This window comes from Prochlorococcus marinus XMU1419, from assembly GCF_017695955.1.
Taxonomy (GTDB): Bacteria; Cyanobacteriota; Cyanobacteriia; order PCC-6307; family Cyanobiaceae; genus Prochlorococcus_A; species Prochlorococcus_A marinus_AD.
The window spans coordinates 298,358-314,928 of sequence record NZ_JAAORO010000001.1 but is presented as its reverse complement, the minus strand read 5'-3'; the positions used below and the strand labels follow the sequence as shown (position 1 = coordinate 314,928).

Here is a 16,571-nt window from a genome sequence, read left to right as displayed (position 1 = left end):
TAAGAATATTAATAATGAGTTATTCTACAAAAAGTTAAATTAATAGTAATGGCTATTTCAAGAGGAGATCTCGTGAGAGTAAAAAGACCGGAATCATATTGGTATAATGAAATAGGTAAAGTTGCTTCAGTTGATACCTCAGGTATTAAATATAACTGCGTAGTCAGATTCGATAAAGTAAATTACGCCGGGATAAGCGGAACTGATGGTGGAGCAAATACAAATAATTTCGCTGAAAGTGAATTAGAGAAAGCTTAAATAATTGCCTGAATTACCTGAAGTAGAAACAGTTCGAAGAGGTTTAGAGCAAAAACTTAATAACTTTATTATTAAAAAAGTTGAAGTCTGTAGGGACTCAACTGTTGCATTCCCAACAAACAAAGAAGAATTCATCAAAGGACTTGGTAACTCACTTATTTATAAATGGGATAGAAGAGGTAAATATTTAATAGCTCAATTGAAAGAAGTTCAAAATGAAAATGCTCAATTTCCTCTAGAAAATTCACAAAATAACGGATTCCTTGTAGTTCATTTAAGAATGACTGGATATTTCAAATTTATTAAAAACTCAACTCTTCCTTGTAAACATACAAGAATAAGATTTTTCGATAAAAATAATAATGAGCTTAGGTACATTGACGTAAGAAGTTTTGGTCAAATGTGGTGGATTAATAAAGGCCTATCTCCTAACAAAATAATTAAAGGATTAGGTTCATTAGGGCCAGAACCATTTTCTCAAGACTTTGATGCAAATTATCTTAAAAAAGTTATTTCAAAAAGAACAAAATCAATAAAAGCTATTTTATTAGATCAAACAATAGTGGCAGGTATAGGTAATATTTATGCTGATGAAAGTTTATACTCTGCTGGCATTTCACCTTTTAGGGAAGCTCGAACAATAAAGAAGAATGAGTTGATTAAGCTCAAAGAATCAATTGTAACTGTATTAAAAAAAAGTATAGGTTCTGGTGGAACTACATTTAGCGATTTTAGGAACTTGGAAGGAGATAATGGTAATTTTGGTTTACAGACAAATGTCTATAGGAGAACTGGGAAAGAATGTCGCATATGTGGGAATTTAATTGAAAGGCAAAAAATTACTGGGAGAAGTACACATTGGTGTCCCAAATGCCAAAAATAAAAAAGGGTTTACTCAATAAGAGCAAACCCTTTAAATATTTTTACCTGGCATTGAGCTATTTTCTCAAGGGGCTACCCCCTAAATATTTTCGCCGCTGATGCGTTTCACAACCGAGTTCGAGATGGATCGGAGTGGTTCCACATCGCCATGAACACCAGGATAGTTTGAACCTTGAGAACTGCATAGAAAAAATATAAATTAAAAACAATAAATTAAGTTTATTTGGTCAAGCCCTCGGTCTATTAGTACTCCTCCGCTGCACTTGTTACCAAGCTTCCACGTAGAGCCTATCAACGGGTGTTCTTCCCGTGACCTTACTGGCTTATGCCATGGCAATACTCATCTTGAGGTGGGCTTCCCACTTAGATGCTTTCAGCGGTTATCCACTCCGCACATGGCTACCCAGCGTTTACCGTTGGCACGATAACTGGCACACCAGAGGTGCGTTCCTCCCGGTCCTCTCGTACTAGGGAGAAATCCTCTCAATATTCCTGCGCATACACCGGATATGGACCGAACTGTCTCACGACGTTCTGAACCCAGCTCGCGTACCGCTTTAATGGGCGAACAGCCCAACCCTTGGGACCGACTTCAGCCCCAGGTTGCGATGAGCCGACATCGAGGTGCCAAACCTCCCCGTCGATGTGAACTCTTGGGGGAGATCAGCCTGTTATCCCTAGAGTAACTTTTATCCGTTGAGCGACGGCCCTTCCACGCAGAACCGTCGGATCACTAAAACCGACTTTCGTCCCTGTTCGACTTGTAGGTCTCACAGTCAAGCTCCCTTCTGCTTTTGCACTCAACGACTGATTTCCAACCAGCCTGAGGGAACCTTTGTGCGCCTCCGTTACCTTTTAGGAGGCGACCGCCCCAGTCAAACTGCCCATCAGATACTGTCCGCTTCCCGGATAACGGGTAAGCGTTAGAACCCTAGCTCTAAAAGAGTGGTATCTCACCGATGACTCAATAGTACCCACAAGCACTATTTCAACGTCTCCCACCTATTCTGCGCATTCAGAGCCCGAGCACAATATCAAACTACAGTAAAGCTTCATAGGGTCTTTCTGTCCGGGTGTATGTAGTCCGCATCTTCACAGACAATTCTATTTCGCCGAGCCTCTCTCCGAGACAGCGCGCAAATCGTTACACCTTTCGTGCGGGTCGGAACTTACCCGACAAGGAATTTCGCTACCTTAGGACCGTTATAGTTACGGCCGCCGTTCACCGGGGCTTCAGTCGCCAGCTTCACTAAAAGCTAACCAGCTTCCTTAACCTTCCGGCACTGGGCAGGTGTCAGCCCCCATACATCGTCTTGCGACTTAGCGGAGACCTGTGTTTTTGGTAAACAGTCGCTTGCGCCTCTTCACTGCGACCAGCTCTCGCTGGCACCCCTTCTCCCGAAGTTACGGGGCCATTTTGCCGAGTTCCTTAGAGAGAGTTATCTCGCGCCCCTCGGTATTCTCTACCACCCCACCTGTGTCGGTTTCGGGTACTGGCATTTGTGTCTTAACGAGTATAGGGCTTTTCTTGGAAGCATGACATCACCAACTTCGCTGCCGTAGCAGCTCGTACTCACGCCTTAGCTCAAGATGTTTTCTCCATCTCTCAAAGCCTCGAACGCTTGAACCAGTAACCAACATCTGGCCTGGCTAGCCTTCTCCGTCCCCCTTCTCAAAACACATCTGGTACAGGAATATTGACCTGTTATCCATCGACTACGCCTTTCAGCCTCGCCTTAGGTCCAGACTAACCCTCCGCGGACGAGCCTGCCGGAGGAACCCTTAGGGTTTCGGGGCATGGGATTCTCACCCATGTTTTCGCTACTCAAGCCGACATTCTCACTTCTATGCTGTCCACGTCCGCTTACGCTAACGCTTCACCCTACATAGAACGCTCCCCTACCATAAATAAATTTATCCGCAGCTTCGGTATAACGCTTAGCCCCGTTCATTTTCGGCGCAGGATCGCTCGACCAGTGAGCTATTACGCACTCCTTTGAGGATGGCTGCTTCTAGGCAAACCTCCTGGTTGTCTGGGCAATCCCACCTCCTTTATCACTTAGCGTTAATTTTGGGACCTTAGCTGGCGGTCTGGGCTGTTTCCCTCTTGACTATGGAGCTTATCCCCCACAGTCTGACTGCCTAGTTACACACAGGGTATTCAGAGTTCATATCGATTTGGTACCGCTTTCGCAGCCCGCACCGAAATGGTTGCTTTACCCCCCTGCTGGAGCACTAGACGCTACGCCTCAACGTATTTCGGGGAGAACCAGCTAGCTCCTGGTTCGATTGGCATTTCACCCCTAACCACAGCTCATCCGCTGAATTTTCAACTTCAGTCGGTTCGGACCTCCACTTGGTATCACCCAAGCTTCATCCTGGCCATGGTTAGATCACCAGGGTTCGGGTCTATAAACACTGACAAACGCCCTATTAAGACTCGCTTTCGCTGTGGCTCCACCATTTCCGGTTTAACCCGCCAGTGCCTATAAGTCGCCGGCTCATTCTTCAACAGGCACACGGTCACCCGATTAGTCGGGCTCCCATTGCTTGTAAGCTCACGGTTTCATGTTCTATTTCACTCCCCTCCCGGGGTTCTTTTCACCTTTCCCTCGCGGTACTGTTTCTCTATCGGTCACACAGTAGTACTTAGCCTTACGAGGTGGTCCTCGCAGATTCACACGGAATTCCACGTGCTCCGTGCTACTCGGGATGCAGCTAGGTCAACTTATCTTTCGATTACGGGGCTTTCACCCTCTATGGCACGCCATTCAAACGTTTCTTCTAGACTTATTGATCCATATTGCTGTCCCACAACCCCGATAGTCAAGACTATCGGTTTGGGCTGTTCCCCGTTCGCTCGCCGCTACTGAGGGAGTCGTTATTTACTTTCTCTTCCTCCAGCTACTAAGATGTTTCAGTTCGCTGGGTTAGCTCGCACCAACCTATATATTCAGTTGGCCGTACATGGGGTTGCCCCATTCGGAAATTCCCGGATCAAAGTGTGCTTCCAACTCCCCGAGACTTATCGCAGGTAACCACGTCCTTCATCGCCTCTGTGTGCCTAGGTATCCTCCGTGAGCCCTTTGTAGCTTGACCAATAACTTCAAAATTTGAAGCATCAGCTTAATAGAATTGTTATTAATGCATTCGCACAAATAATAAATCTGCATCATTAAAGATGCTTATTGTCTTTAAAATAATCTATGCAGTTGTCAAGGTTCTCTGAAAACAATGAAAATAATTCAATGAGTCCAGCATCTTAATGATCACATTAGGAAGCTAGATTCGTTCAGAAATTGATCACAACTCAAAATTTTCCTTACTCCAAAAATATGGAGGAGGTGGTAATCAGTGGAGGTAAGCGGACTCGAACCGCTGACATCCTGCTTGCAAAGCAGGCGCTCTACCAACTGAGCTATACCCCCAACATAGAGATATGGGCCATCCTGGACTTGAACCAGGGACCTCACCCTTATCAGGGGTGCGCTCTAACCACCTGAGCTAATGGCCCAGGAAAAAATGGGTGTGACCTAGAAAAACTTAAGAAATGAAATTCTTAATAAATTAAGAATGTGAGATACCGATCGACCTAAGGTGACAAAATAATATTAAACATTTTGTTGTCTCCCTGTTAGGAGGTGATCCAGCCGCACCTTCCGGTACGGCTACCTTGTTACGACTTCACCCCAGTCATTAGCCCCACCTTCGGCGTCCTCCTCCACAAGGGTTGGAGTAACGACTTCGGGCATGGCCAACTTCCATGGTGTGACGGGCGGTGTGTACAAGGCCCGGGAACGTATTCACCGCAGTATGCTGACCTGCGATTACTAGCGATTCCTACTTCACGTAGGCGAGTTGCAGCCTACGATCTGAACTGAGCCACGGTTTATGGGATTTGCTAGCTCTCGCGAGTTTGCTGCCCTTTGTCCGTAGCATTGTAGTACGTGTGTAGCCCAGGGTGTAAGGGGCATGATGACTTGACGTCATCCACACCTTCCTCCGGTTTATCACCGGCGGTCTTTCTAGAGTGCCCAACTAAATGCTGGCAACTAAAAACGTGGGTTGCGCTCGTTGCGGGACTTAACCCAACATCTCACGACACGAGCTGACGACAGCCATGCACCACCTGTCACTGCATTCCCGAAGGCACCCTCAAATTTCTAAGAGGTTCGCAGGATGTCAAACCCTGGTAAGGTTCTTCGCGTTGCATCGAATTAAACCACATACTCCACCGCTTGTGCGGGCCCCCGTCAATTCCTTTGAGTTTCACACTTGCGTGCGTACTCCCCAGGCGGAACACTTAACGCGTTAGCTACGACACCGAAGGGGTCGATTCCCCCGACACCTAGTGTTCATCGTTTACGGCCAGGACTACAGGGGTATCTAATCCCTTTCGCTCCCCTGGCTTTCGTCCATGAGCGTCAGTAATGGCCCAGCAGAGCGCCTTCGCCACTGGTGTTCTTCCCGATATCTACGCATTTCACCGCTACACCGGGAATTCCCTCTGCCCCTACCATACTCAAGCCTTTCAGTTTCCACTGCCATGATGGAGTTAAGCTCCACGTTTTAACAGCAGACTTGAAAAGCCGCCTGCGGACGCTTTACGCCCAATAATTCCGGATAACGCTTGCCACTCCCGTATTACCGCGGCTGCTGGCACGGAATTAGCCGTGGCTTATTCCTCAAGTACCGTCATATCTTCTTCCTTGAGAAAAGAGGTTTACAGCCCAGAGGCCTTCGTCCCTCACGCGGCGTTGCTCCGTCAGGCTTTCGCCCATTGCGGAAAATTCCCCACTGCTGCCTCCCGTAGGAGTCTGGGCCGTGTCTCAGTCCCAGTGTGGCTGATCATCCTCTCAGACCAGCTACTGATCGAAGCCTTGGTGAGCCATTACCTCACCAACTAGCTAATCAGACGCGAGCTCATCCTCAGGCGAAATTCATTTCACCAATAGGCATATGGGGTATTAGCGGTCGTTTCCAACCGTTATCCCCCTCCTGAGGGCAGATTCTCACGCGTTACTCACCCGTCCGCCACTAACCCGAAGGTTCGTTCGACTTGCATGTGTTAAGCACGCCGCCAGCGTTCATCCTGAGCCAGGATCAAACTCTCCGTTGTGTTCAAATCCTTTTGTAGATAAATCTACTCAATATGAATTGCTTTCTCCAAATAAAAAATAAGATTGACTTAAATTATTCAGGTTCAGCCTCCTTAAATATTTAAGGATTACTTTGAGTGCACATTAAAAATATTTCAAAGTGACTTTCCAAGATCTCAGATCCGTTGGTTTTCAAAAAACTAAAAGTTAGCAATTGAAAACAATTTATATATTCTTGACGGGACCTCACACCTTTATTGCAAATACATCTAATAATTATCAAAAATAAATTTAATAAATATTTGACGCAATAAAAGCATCAGTTCCTAAGTTTTTAAATTTTCTAGGTGCAGAGTTAAACAATGATTGAATAACTCACTTTGAAGGGGAAACCCTTCTTCTGGCTGGAAATAATGACCGAGATCGAATCTCCAAAAAATTCATTTATTATCGAAAAATTAGATTTTAGATAATTACCTGAATTATGCAAAAAAAGAATTTTTTGCCCAGAAGAAAATATTAAACCATTCAACCTTAATTGTGCAACCTTTTATACAAAAATTTTTTATTAATTTTTTTTTTGTTCAAAGTCTCTTTAAAGAACTAGGCTTAAATAAAGGGATATAAATGAAATGGCAGAAAGATTTAGTCAAAAAAATTTACGAGTAAGACCAAGTTCTGATGAAGAAAAAATTGTAACAAATGCGAAAAAACACTTTGAAAAGACTTTAGTCGAAATTTCAGGTGAATTAGTAGGTAGTGTTGCGGCATTAGAACACCCAACAAAAAATAAAAAGTTAAATTACGGAGAAATTTTTTTAAGAGATAACGTTCCAGTAATGATTTACCTCATTACTCAAAAACGATACGAAATTGTAAAAAAGTTTCTTACTGTATGTCTTGAGTTACAAAGCACTAATTATCAAACTCGTGGAGTATTTCCTACTAGTTTCGTTGAAGAAAATGGAAAGCTTATTGGAGACTATGGTCAAAGATCGATTGGCAGAATTACTTCAGCCGATGCAAGTTTATGGTGGCCAATTTTATGTTGGTATTATGTAAATAAGAGCGGTGATTTTGCTTTTGGAAAGAGTCAGAGCGTTCAAAGAGGTATTCAACTATTACTAGATCTAGTTCTTCATCCAACATTTGAAGGTACTCCCGTACTTTTTGTACCAGATTGCGCATTCATGATTGATAGACCTATGGATGTATGGGGAGCACCTTTAGAAGTTGAAGTTTTACTTCATGGATGTTTAAAAAGCTGTATAAATTTAATGGAATTAAGTCGAGCAGATCACGTAAGTAGACTATTAGATCAAAGGCTTATTCTCACAAATCAATGGGTTAAAGACCTAGGAAGTTTTCTCTTGAAACATTATTGGGTTACCAGCCAAACAATGCAAATCTTAAGAAGAAGGCCAACCGAGCAGTACGGAGATGATCAACACTTCAATGAATTTAATGTTCAACCTCAAGTAGTTCCTTCATGGCTCCAAGATTGGTTAGAAAATAGAGGTGGATATTTAATAGGAAATATTAGAACAGGAAGACCTGACTTTCGATTTTACAGTTTAGGAAATTCTTTAGCCTGTATGTTTGGAGTTCTTCCTCCCGCAGAACAAAGAGCTTTATTTAGATTAGTTTTGCATAACAGGCAGCATTTGATGGCTCAAATGCCTATGCGAATTTGTCATCCGCATATGGATGTCGAAGAATGGCAAAATAAAACAGGTTCGGATCCAAAGAATTGGCCTTGGAGTTACCATAATGGTGGACATTGGCCGAGCCTATTATGGTTTTTTGGTACAGCTGTTCTTTTACATCAAAAAAAGTTTCCTTCTGATGATGTAATTCTTATGGAAGAAATGAAATCTCTAATCGAAGAGTCATATTGGTGCCAACTTAATCAACTACCTAAGCAAGAGTGGGCAGAATATTTTGACGGTCCTACAGGGACTTGGGTGGGGCAACAATCAAGAACTTACCAAACCTGGACAATAGTTGGCTTTTTATTAATGCATCACTTCTTGAGGGTAGAGAATAATGACTTAGATATGTTTAAAATTTGAGATTAAAATAAACCCAAAGTTAAAGATTTATCTATAGGTAAGCAAGCACCTATACCAAGATATATTGTTAGGAAAGTTCCAAACAAGAAAACCGACATGGCTATAGGCCTTCTAAAGGGATTAGAAAATTTATTAACATTTTCGATAAAGGGTAAGATCATTAAGCCCAAAGGTATTAACGTTTGAAGTGCAATGCCCAAAAGTTTATTAGGCACTACCCTAAGTATTTGAAAAACTGGATAAAGATACCATTCAGGTAATATTTCTAAAGGAGTTGCGAATGGATTAGCTTTGTCTCCTAACATTGCAGGGTCAAGTACTGCTAGCCCAACAACACATGCAATAGTCCCAAGGATAACAACTGGAAATATGTATAATAAATCATTTGGCCAAGCAGGTTCACCATAGTAATTATGGCCCATACCTTTGGCCAATTTTGCTCTTAATTTTGGATCAGATAGATCTGGTTTTTTTAACGTAGACATGTATTAATCTGATAATAATTGAATTATAGGAGTTTATAAGGGACCTGAAATACCCTGTTTACGAATCATTAAAAAGTGCATCAACATGAATACAGCTAATGACCATGGCAAAACAAAAGTATGAAGACTGTAGAATCGTGTAAGAGTAGATTGTCCAACACTCTCTCCACCTCTAAGTAATTCAACCATAAAATCACCAATAACAGGAATTGCAGCTGGAACACCAGAAACAATCTTAACCGCCCAATAACCCACTTGATCCCAAGGCAAAGAATATCCTGTAACACCAAAAGCTACTGTTATAACAGCCATAACAACTCCAGTTACCCAAGTAAGTTCTCTTGGCCTTTTAAAACCACCGGTAAGATAAACCCTAAAGACATGAAGGATTAACATCAAAACCATCATTGATGCACTCCATCTATGTACTGACCTTATTAACCATCCAAAACTAACATCAGTCATTAAATAACTTACTGAACTATAAGCTTGTGTAACTGTTGGCTTATAGTAAAAAGTCATTGCAAAACCTGTTGCAAATTGAATTAGGAAGCATACTAAAGTTATGCCTCCTAAACAGTAAAAAATGTTTACGTGAGGGGGTACGTACTTGGAAGTTACGTCGTCAGTTATGTCTTGGATTTCAAGCCTTTCTTGAAACCAGTCATAAACAGATGAAGAATTCGCCATCCAAAAAAAAATTAGCTTTGATATAAAGAGCTTACTTAAAATTCTTATACTTGGTGTTAACACTTAACCCAATGAATTCATCTTTTAACAAACTTTTAACATTCAAAACTGTGATCACTGTATCAATGATCATCGTTTTTTCAATCAATCTTTTATTGATTGAAAGAGTGGATGCTCTCAGTGATAGCAGGCAATTAGTACTTGATGCTTGGACCTTGGTAAACGAAGGTTTTTATGATCCAGAAAAGTTTGATGAAATCCAATGGAAAAGAATTAGACAAAAAACATTACAGAAACAAATTGAAACAAGTGAAGAGGCTTATTCCGCAATTGAAGACATGTTAAGACCTCTAGACGATCCTTATACGAGAGTTTTACGCCCGAAAGATTATGAACTACTGAAATCAAGTAATTTTGGTAGTGAAATTAATGGTGTTGGGCTTCAATTAGGTGAAGATGATGACAATAAAGTTAAAGTTATCTCTACTCTTGGGGGTTCCCCAGCTGAAGAAGCTGGAATAGTAAGCGGAGACATTATAGAATCGGTGGACGGAATCTCATCAGAAAAATTAGGGCTTGCGAGTACTGCTTCTAAGTTAAGAGGTGAATCGGGGACAAAAGTTTTAGTTGAATTATCTTCGGAATCAGGCGAAATTAGGGAAGTCGATCTAGAGAGGAGATCTGTGGATCTCAGACCAGTTAGAACAAAAAGATTAAGAGACGATTCTCACACAATAGGATATTTAAGGATAACTCAATTTAGCGAAAGCGTACCCAAAAAAGTTGAAGAAGCACTTCAAGAGTTAAATGAGAAAGATGTTGAGGGCTTAATCTTGGATCTTAGAAATAATTCAGGGGGGCTAGTTAGCTCAGGTATAGCAGTTGCAGACTCTTTATTAAGTGAGAAGCCTGTAGTCGAGACAAAAGATAGAAATGGAATCAAAGATGCAATTATTTCTCAAAAAGAAACATCTTTTGATGGACCAATGGTGACTTTAGTAAATAAAGGTACTGCAAGTGCCAGTGAAATACTTGCTGGCGCATTACAAGATAATGAAAGATCCATTCTTATGGGCGAACAAACTTATGGGAAAGGTTTAATTCAATCCCTAAAAAGTTTGGGAGAAGATAGTGGTATTGCTATAACAGTGGCCAGTTACTTAACCCCCAAAGGTAATAATATTCAAGGCCAAGGTATGACTCCTGATAAATTACTTGATCTCCCGGATACAAGTGATTATGGAAGTACCGATGATAAATGGGTGAAGAATGCAGAATTATTTCTGGGGTCGCTACTGGAAAAAGAAGAAGTTGCAGTTCAAACTATTGAATTAAACAACGAAAAATTAAACCTTGAGATGGCTAAAGATTGAAAATAAAAAATCTTAAAAATATGAGTATTAAAAGAATTTTTCATGACCCAATTCATAAAGAAATAGTATTTGATTCAGGAAAGCCAGAAGAATTAATGATTATGGAATTAATTGATACAGTTGCTTTTCAAAGACTAAGAAGAATAAAACAATTAGGAGCAGCATCATTACTTTTTCATGGTGCAGAATCGAGTAGATTTACTCACTCAATTGGTGTTTTTTGTATAGCTAGAAAAATTTATAAGAGATTAATTGAAAGTAAATCTTCATTTTGTGAAAATAAATTTGTTCTCTATGGAGCAGCTCTGCTACATGATTTAGGTCATGGACCTCTAAGCCATACCAGTGAAAAAATATTTAAGCATGATCACGAACAATGGTCTGAAAAATTGGTTACAAAATATTCTCCAATAAATTCAATCCTCAAAAAATATGACAACGAATTACCGAGAAAAATTGGTGAATTATTTCAATCAAAACAACTATTTTCAAAACCTTTAAAAACATTGATAAGTAGTGAGATAGATTGCGATCGTCTCGATTATCTTTTGCGCGATAGCTATAATACAGGTACTAATTATGGGTTAGTAGATTTAGAAAGAATTATCTCAGCTCTTACTTTTTCACCTGATGGGAATATCGGAATCAAACCAAAAGGAGTTATCGCTATAGAACATTTCCTTGTACTAAGAAACTTGATGTACAGAACAATCTATAATCACAGGATAAATGAAATATCAACATGGATTCTAGAAAAAATAATACACACTATAAAACAAAATTATGAAAAGAAAATTTGGTTAGATGATTCTCTACATAAGTGGATTTTTTCACCTTCAAAGGTTGATTTTAATGATTTCATAAGAAATGATGATGTAACCTTTTATTACCATTTGATTAGATGGAAAGATGAATCTTTTGAGCCACTTTCTACACTATGCAAAATGTTTATTGACAGAGATTTATTAAAGGCATCAGACATAAGTTTTTTAAGTAAGTTGAATAGATTAAAAATCCTCGCATTTGCAACAAAATTATGTGAAAAGAATGGTTATGATTCAGAAATATTTTGTGGGATTAAGGAAAGGTCTTTTAAAAGTTTTAATTCTAATAATGCACTTAAAATATGGGATGGCACTTATCAAAGTGCATTAGAAAATAATTCTGCTTTAATAAAAACTTTAATGAGATCTGAGGAAAGCTCTTTTATTATTTATCCAGGTATGATCAAAAATGAAATTAAAAATGAAATTTCATTATTAAAAAGCAATTCCTAGATTTAATTCAATGGAAATAGTTTTAAAAAATACTAAAAGTAAATATTTAGAAATTTTTTCTTTATTAGATTTAAATAATATCCATGAAACATTCAAAAGGTTTTCTTACATCAAAGAAGCTCTAGAAGCAAAAATCTTCGTAATAAATGAGTCTATAAGTTCTCATCAATTAGCGAAATTAAAAAACCATTTTGACAAAATTAATATTTGTTCCTTACGCATTTACTCAAATAATAGATATACGATACTAAGCGGAAAGTTTTTAAAAATAGATTCAGTTTTTATAAAAGAGCAAGAGATTAAAAATAAGTTACTTTTATTCAATTCAAAAAAGAAAGACGATATTCTTCATAAAGGAACAGTACGATCGGGTGAAAGAATATCTTCAAATGGAAACCTATGCATTATTGGAGACGTTAATCCAGGAGCAATAGTTTCCGCTAAGAAAAATATTTACGTTTGGGGCAAATTACTAGGGATCGCATTCGCAGGTAAAAGTGGGAATACAAATGCCTCTATTACATCACTTTATCTCAACCCTTTACAGTTAAGAATTGCAGATGTGATAGCTATTGGACCAAAGGATAAGCCCAAAAGTTGTTATCCAGAAATTGCGCTAATAGATAAACAAACGATAATCATTAAACCACACATAATCGAAAGTAAAAATTAATCAATCATTTGCAATAAATTAAATCAAACTAGACAAATTTAAGAATTACTTAATCTTTAAAATATTTAACTTTCTGCAAGTGGCTTTATTATTTGTAAAATCTTTAAAACCGTGGGGAAGACAACTCGCACAATACTAATTTGTTCAGGCAAAGGAGGGGTTGGTAAAACAACTCTAACTGCAAACCTAGGAATAGCACTTGCTAATAGCGGAGCAACAACTGCTGTGTTAGATGCTGATTTTGGCTTAAGAAATTTAGATCTTCTTCTAGGATTAGAAAATCGCATTGTTTATACTGCTCAAGATGTTCTTGACAACAATTGTCGTCTTGACCAAGCATTAGTTAGACATAAAAAGGAACCTAATCTTGCTCTTCTACCTGCTGGAGATCCAAGGATGTTGGATTGGATGAAGCCCGAAGATATGAAAAAAATTAGTGAGCTTCTTAGTGAAAACTTTGATTTTGTCTTAGTAGATTGTCCAGCGGGTGTAGAAGATGGCTTTAAAAATGCTCTTGCAGCTTGTAAAGAAGCTATTGTTGTTACTAACCCAGAATTATCCGCAGTTCGAGATGCGGATAGAGTAATAGGGATTCTTAATACTTCAGATATTGAGCCTATCCAACTTGTAATCAATAGAGTTCGCCCTAACATGATGGCTAGTCAAGAAATGTTATCTATCGAAGATGTTCAAGGGATCCTTTCTTTGCCCTTATTAGGTATTGTTTTAGAAGATGAACAGGTAATAATAAGTACAAATAGAGGAGAGCCACTGACACTTTCAGATCGTAGATCTCCTGCAAAAAAATGTTATTTAAATGTTTCTCAAAGACTTACAAATAAAGACGTACCAATTATCGATCCAAAAAAAGAAGGCAAAAGCCTTAAAGATAAATTCATTAGATTAATGCAAACAAAGGTTTTTTAAAATGATGACTCTCAGAGATCTTATAAATAAATTACTAGGCAGAGAAACGTCTAGTGCAAATACAGCTAGAGAAAGATTACAACTTGTACTTGCTCATGACAGAGTTGATATGAGTTCCTTAACAACTGATCTTTTAGATAAAATGAGGAAAGAGATTCTTGATGTTGTTGCTAAATATGTTGAAATTGATTTTGAAGAGGTAGCAGTAAGTTTAGAGACTGAGGATAGAATGACTGCATTAGTTGCAAATTTACCAATCAAAAGAACTATTTCAGGAGAAATAAAATTCAAAAAAACTGATAAAACTGATAAAGCTAATAAAAATATAAAAAAATAATAAATTTAAAAAAAGCTAAAAAAATACTGATAATTGACCCTACCAAATTGTAAGATAAAGAGATTGCCGGCTTAGCTCAGCGGTAGAGCAGCGCTTTTGTAAAGCGAAGGTCATCAGTTCAAATCTGTTAGCCGGCATTTTGATTTATTTAATTCTGTTCAATATTCTTTGCTGAAAATAAAAAGATTAAACTTATCAGAGCAATGATAGGAAACAATCTTATTTCGAGAACATACTCTAAAAAAGATGACAAGGGTTCAAATATCCAATAAGTAAAAAATTGGATTAATAAAACAAAAAATAATAATAAAAACATTAATGCAATTCCCTAACTAATACTTCTCCTTCTCTAATTAAACTCCAATCCCCGCTTTTCTTCCAAAATATAATAGTACTAGCTTTTCCACTACTTTTTTCCCAGGGGGTAGGGTTTAATATTTGTAAAGAAGGGAAGTCTAAAGCAATACCTTCAACTGTAATCGATCCTTTAAACCCTGAAATATTTGCACTTGAGGTTAACAATGGGCCTGTTTCTCTAATAAGAGACTGAGCAATATATGAATTTGGAATCCTCAACCCAAGAGTTAGATCATTGCTTGTGAGGATTGAAGTCTGCTTTTCTGAAGCAGGAATAACCATTGTCAATGCTCCAGGCCAATATTTTGAAGCTATATTTTCGTAATCTTCTTTAGCTGATTCGTGAACGTAATCAATTAATTGTTTATGTTCAGATCCCATAAGAATTAGGGGTTTATCTCTATCTCTTTTTTTAAACTCATAAATAATATTTGAAAATTTTGGCAAGCAGCCAATCGCAGGTAATGTGTCTGTTGGGAAAATTATAGGTAAACCACTTTTAAGAGTTTTTATGGCGGATCTATAGTCTATTAAATTCATTTAGATTATGAAACTTTCATATTTATATATATCTTCCAATAGTAAACCTACCAATACCTGAAAGATCTTTCACAATTTCTATTGATGTAAATTTATTTTCAATAAGTAGTTGTTTTACTTTTTCACTTTGATCAAAATGATTCTCTAAAATTAGCCAGCCCTTTTCTTTTAAAAATAATGGTGCTTTTTGTATTATTTCCCTGATATGTTTTAAACCATCTTCGCCGCCTAATAAAGCAACTTTAGGTTCGAAATTTTTAACTTCTTTGGGTAATTTTTCATAAGTTTCATTAGGAATATATGGCGGGTTTGAAATAGCAAGGTCTAATTTTCCTTTAAAACTTTCAAGAGGTGACCACCAATTCCCACAATAAAATTTCAAATTTGAGTGTTTAGAAGAATTTATATAATTTTTAGCGGCTATTTCTAAAGCATCTTGATCTATATCAGTAGCCACTCCCTCGCTCAATGGATAAGCCAATGCCAACGCAATACTTATAGCACCTGATCCAGTTCCTAATTCAGCAAAAAATAATTTTTCTGACTTCTTTCGAAATATATTAAAGACAATATCAACTATGAGCTCTGTTTCTGGTCTGGGAATGAGCACTTTGTTTGTCACTTTTAATTTTAAGTCTCTCCAAAAAGTTGTTTCACAAAGGTATTGAATTGGGCAAGATTTAAATAAATGATCATCCCAAACACATTCTAAAAATTCTAAGTTTTTTTTTAAATATAAGTTTCCCTTAGGATTTAAAATTGTCAAATTTAAATCACTAGTCGTTATACCCCCTATACAATCAAGTAAAACACTAAAGGATTGTTGATTACCACCTTTAGAGAGTTGCTTTTTTTTCCAAAATAAAAATTCTTCTACAGAAATGCAAAGCATCTATAATGAGATTAGCGTTTTGGCCCAAGCCTACCTTTACTAGAATCAGAATAGAAGCTTGATTTTTCTCCATCTTGAGTAGAAATAAATAAACCTATAAGGAATATTGTTGGCACCCCTACAAATAAAAGACTAGCTACGAATCCAAAGTTAGTTGTTTCCATTTAATTGGTAATTCAATATTAGGTACTAAGACTATAGACATATAACTTGGAATAAAGTGGAAAAATAAACAAATTTTATAAACTGATTAACAGTCTTAAACAATTTATCTAGGTAATTTTTTATTTTCGCTAATTTTTTTTAGTTCTTCCAAATTTGAGGGAGGGGATTGTGGTTTTGTTAAGATCACTGCAGATGATTTAATTAAAGTTTGGCAAGCAAGTCGCCAATTTTCTGGTCTATTTTTGAGTTTTTCTTCTTCAACAGAAGTGATAGGACTTAATGAATTTTTGTTTCCACCTTCAACTGAAATAAAACAAGTACTGCATTGTCCTGCACCTCCACAATTTCCCAAAATTCCTTTTAATCCATATAGTTGTAAGTTTTCTTTCATTACCAGTTCTCTCAAATTTTCTCCAGGATTACATTGAACCTCCAATCCTTCGCGGATGAATCTAATAGTTGCCATTTTTTTTGTTATTTTTCCTATTTTGGCGTTTTACTTTGAGAATTGTGACCAAAATATTAACAATTTTTAGTCAAAAAT

General features: G+C 38.0%; 14 protein-coding genes, 3 tRNA genes and 3 rRNA genes. 9 read left to right on the top strand and 11 right to left on the bottom strand.

All coding sequences use genetic code 11. The features are described 5' to 3' along the window. Nucleotides 1-48 precede the first annotated feature (48 nt). Nucleotides 49-258 (top strand): photosystem I reaction center subunit IV, encoded by a 210-nt coding sequence (locus tag HA151_RS01720; protein WP_011817817.1) that lies wholly within the window; start codon nucleotides 49-51, stop codon nucleotides 256-258. Between the two features lie 4 nt (nucleotides 259-262). Then, the gene (locus tag HA151_RS01715) at nucleotides 263-1,141 is read left to right on the top strand and encodes a DNA-formamidopyrimidine glycosylase (RefSeq protein WP_209105817.1); all 879 of its coding nucleotides are present in this window, start codon (nucleotides 263-265) and stop codon (nucleotides 1,139-1,141) included. Between the two features lie 42 nt (nucleotides 1,142-1,183). Here HA151_RS01715 and rrf read toward each other — a convergent pair. The 5 genes from rrf to HA151_RS01690 form a co-directional block, all read right to left on the bottom strand. Then, a 5S ribosomal RNA gene (rrf, locus tag HA151_RS01710) occupies nucleotides 1,184-1,300 on the bottom strand. Between the two features lie 63 nt (nucleotides 1,301-1,363). Further along, nucleotides 1,364-4,239: ribosomal RNA gene (locus tag HA151_RS01705) — 23S ribosomal RNA — on the bottom strand. A gap of 256 nt (nucleotides 4,240-4,495) precedes the next feature. Next, nucleotides 4,496-4,568, bottom strand: a tRNA-Ala gene (locus tag HA151_RS01700). Between the two features lie 12 nt (nucleotides 4,569-4,580). Continuing rightward, nucleotides 4,581-4,654 (bottom strand) — tRNA-Ile (locus tag HA151_RS01695). A 120-nt stretch (nucleotides 4,655-4,774) separates the two neighbouring features. Then, nucleotides 4,775-6,259 (bottom strand): 16S ribosomal RNA (locus HA151_RS01690). Together the 16S, 23S and 5S rRNA genes with 2 tRNA genes alongside form the textbook arrangement of a ribosomal RNA operon. Before the next feature lie 612 nt (nucleotides 6,260-6,871). On the opposite strand from HA151_RS01690, the gene HA151_RS01685 reads away from it, so the two are divergent. Next, nucleotides 6,872-8,311 carry a glycoside hydrolase 100 family protein gene (locus tag HA151_RS01685; RefSeq protein ID WP_209105816.1) on the top strand — a complete coding sequence of 480 codons (1,440 nt, stop codon included), beginning with the start codon at nucleotides 6,872-6,874 and terminating at the stop codon, nucleotides 8,309-8,311. Between the two features lie 2 nt (nucleotides 8,312-8,313). Here the strand turns inward: HA151_RS01685 and petD are convergent, their stop codons facing one another. Both petD and petB read right to left on the bottom strand, forming a co-directional pair. Continuing rightward, the gene (petD, locus tag HA151_RS01680; RefSeq protein ID WP_002808353.1) at nucleotides 8,314-8,796 is read right to left on the bottom strand and encodes a cytochrome b6-f complex subunit IV; all 483 of its coding nucleotides are present in this window, start codon (nucleotides 8,794-8,796) and stop codon (nucleotides 8,314-8,316) included. A gap of 33 nt (nucleotides 8,797-8,829) precedes the next feature. Next, on the bottom strand, nucleotides 8,830-9,486 hold the full coding sequence (gene petB / locus HA151_RS01675) for a cytochrome b6 (protein WP_011817812.1): 657 nt from the start codon (nucleotides 9,484-9,486) through the stop codon (nucleotides 8,830-8,832). A gap of 71 nt (nucleotides 9,487-9,557) precedes the next feature. Between petB and ctpZ the strand changes: the two genes are divergently transcribed. The 6 genes from ctpZ (at nucleotide 9,558) to HA151_RS01645 (ending at nucleotide 14,210) form a co-directional block, all read left to right on the top strand. Next, on the top strand, nucleotides 9,558-10,859 hold the full coding sequence (ctpZ, locus tag HA151_RS01670; protein WP_209105815.1) for a carboxyl-terminal processing protease CtpZ: 1,302 nt from the start codon (nucleotides 9,558-9,560) through the stop codon (nucleotides 10,857-10,859). 20 nt (nucleotides 10,860-10,879) lie between these two features. Then, on the top strand, nucleotides 10,880-12,136 hold the full coding sequence (locus HA151_RS01665) for an HD domain-containing protein (protein WP_209105814.1): 1,257 nt from the start codon (nucleotides 10,880-10,882) through the stop codon (nucleotides 12,134-12,136). 10 nt (nucleotides 12,137-12,146) lie between these two features. After that, nucleotides 12,147-12,809: a septum site-determining protein MinC gene (locus HA151_RS01660; RefSeq protein WP_209105813.1), complete on the top strand. Its 663-nt coding sequence runs from the start codon at nucleotides 12,147-12,149 to the stop codon at nucleotides 12,807-12,809. Nucleotides 12,810-12,920: 111 nt separating this feature from the next. Further along, complete coding sequence (gene minD, locus HA151_RS01655; protein ID WP_209105812.1) at nucleotides 12,921-13,736, top strand: septum site-determining protein MinD; 816 nt, start codon at nucleotides 12,921-12,923, stop codon at nucleotides 13,734-13,736. Nucleotide 13,737: 1 nt separating this feature from the next. Further along, complete coding sequence (gene minE, locus HA151_RS01650) at nucleotides 13,738-14,073, top strand: cell division topological specificity factor MinE (RefSeq protein WP_209105811.1); 336 nt, start codon at nucleotides 13,738-13,740, stop codon at nucleotides 14,071-14,073. 65 nt (nucleotides 14,074-14,138) lie between these two features. After that, nucleotides 14,139-14,210 (top strand) — tRNA-Thr (locus tag HA151_RS01645). A 178-nt stretch (nucleotides 14,211-14,388) separates the two neighbouring features. On the opposite strand, the gene HA151_RS01640 is transcribed toward HA151_RS01645, so the two are convergent. The 4 genes from HA151_RS01640 to HA151_RS01625 all read right to left on the bottom strand — a co-directional run bounded on the left by HA151_RS01640 (nucleotide 14,389) and on the right by HA151_RS01625 (nucleotide 16,493). Next, nucleotides 14,389-14,970 carry an L-threonylcarbamoyladenylate synthase gene (locus HA151_RS01640; RefSeq protein ID WP_209105810.1) on the bottom strand — a complete coding sequence of 194 codons (582 nt, stop codon included), beginning with the start codon at nucleotides 14,968-14,970 and terminating at the stop codon, nucleotides 14,389-14,391. 22 nt (nucleotides 14,971-14,992) lie between these two features. Continuing rightward, complete coding sequence (gene prmC / locus HA151_RS01635) at nucleotides 14,993-15,862, bottom strand: peptide chain release factor N(5)-glutamine methyltransferase (RefSeq protein ID WP_209105809.1); 870 nt, start codon at nucleotides 15,860-15,862, stop codon at nucleotides 14,993-14,995. A gap of 11 nt (nucleotides 15,863-15,873) precedes the next feature. Next, on the bottom strand, nucleotides 15,874-16,026 hold the full coding sequence (psbM, locus tag HA151_RS01630; RefSeq protein ID WP_011817804.1) for a photosystem II reaction center protein PsbM: 153 nt from the start codon (nucleotides 16,024-16,026) through the stop codon (nucleotides 15,874-15,876). Between the two features lie 104 nt (nucleotides 16,027-16,130). Next, the gene (locus HA151_RS01625) at nucleotides 16,131-16,493 is read right to left on the bottom strand and encodes a 2Fe-2S iron-sulfur cluster-binding protein (protein WP_209105808.1); all 363 of its coding nucleotides are present in this window, start codon (nucleotides 16,491-16,493) and stop codon (nucleotides 16,131-16,133) included. Nucleotides 16,494-16,571 lie beyond the last annotated feature (78 nt).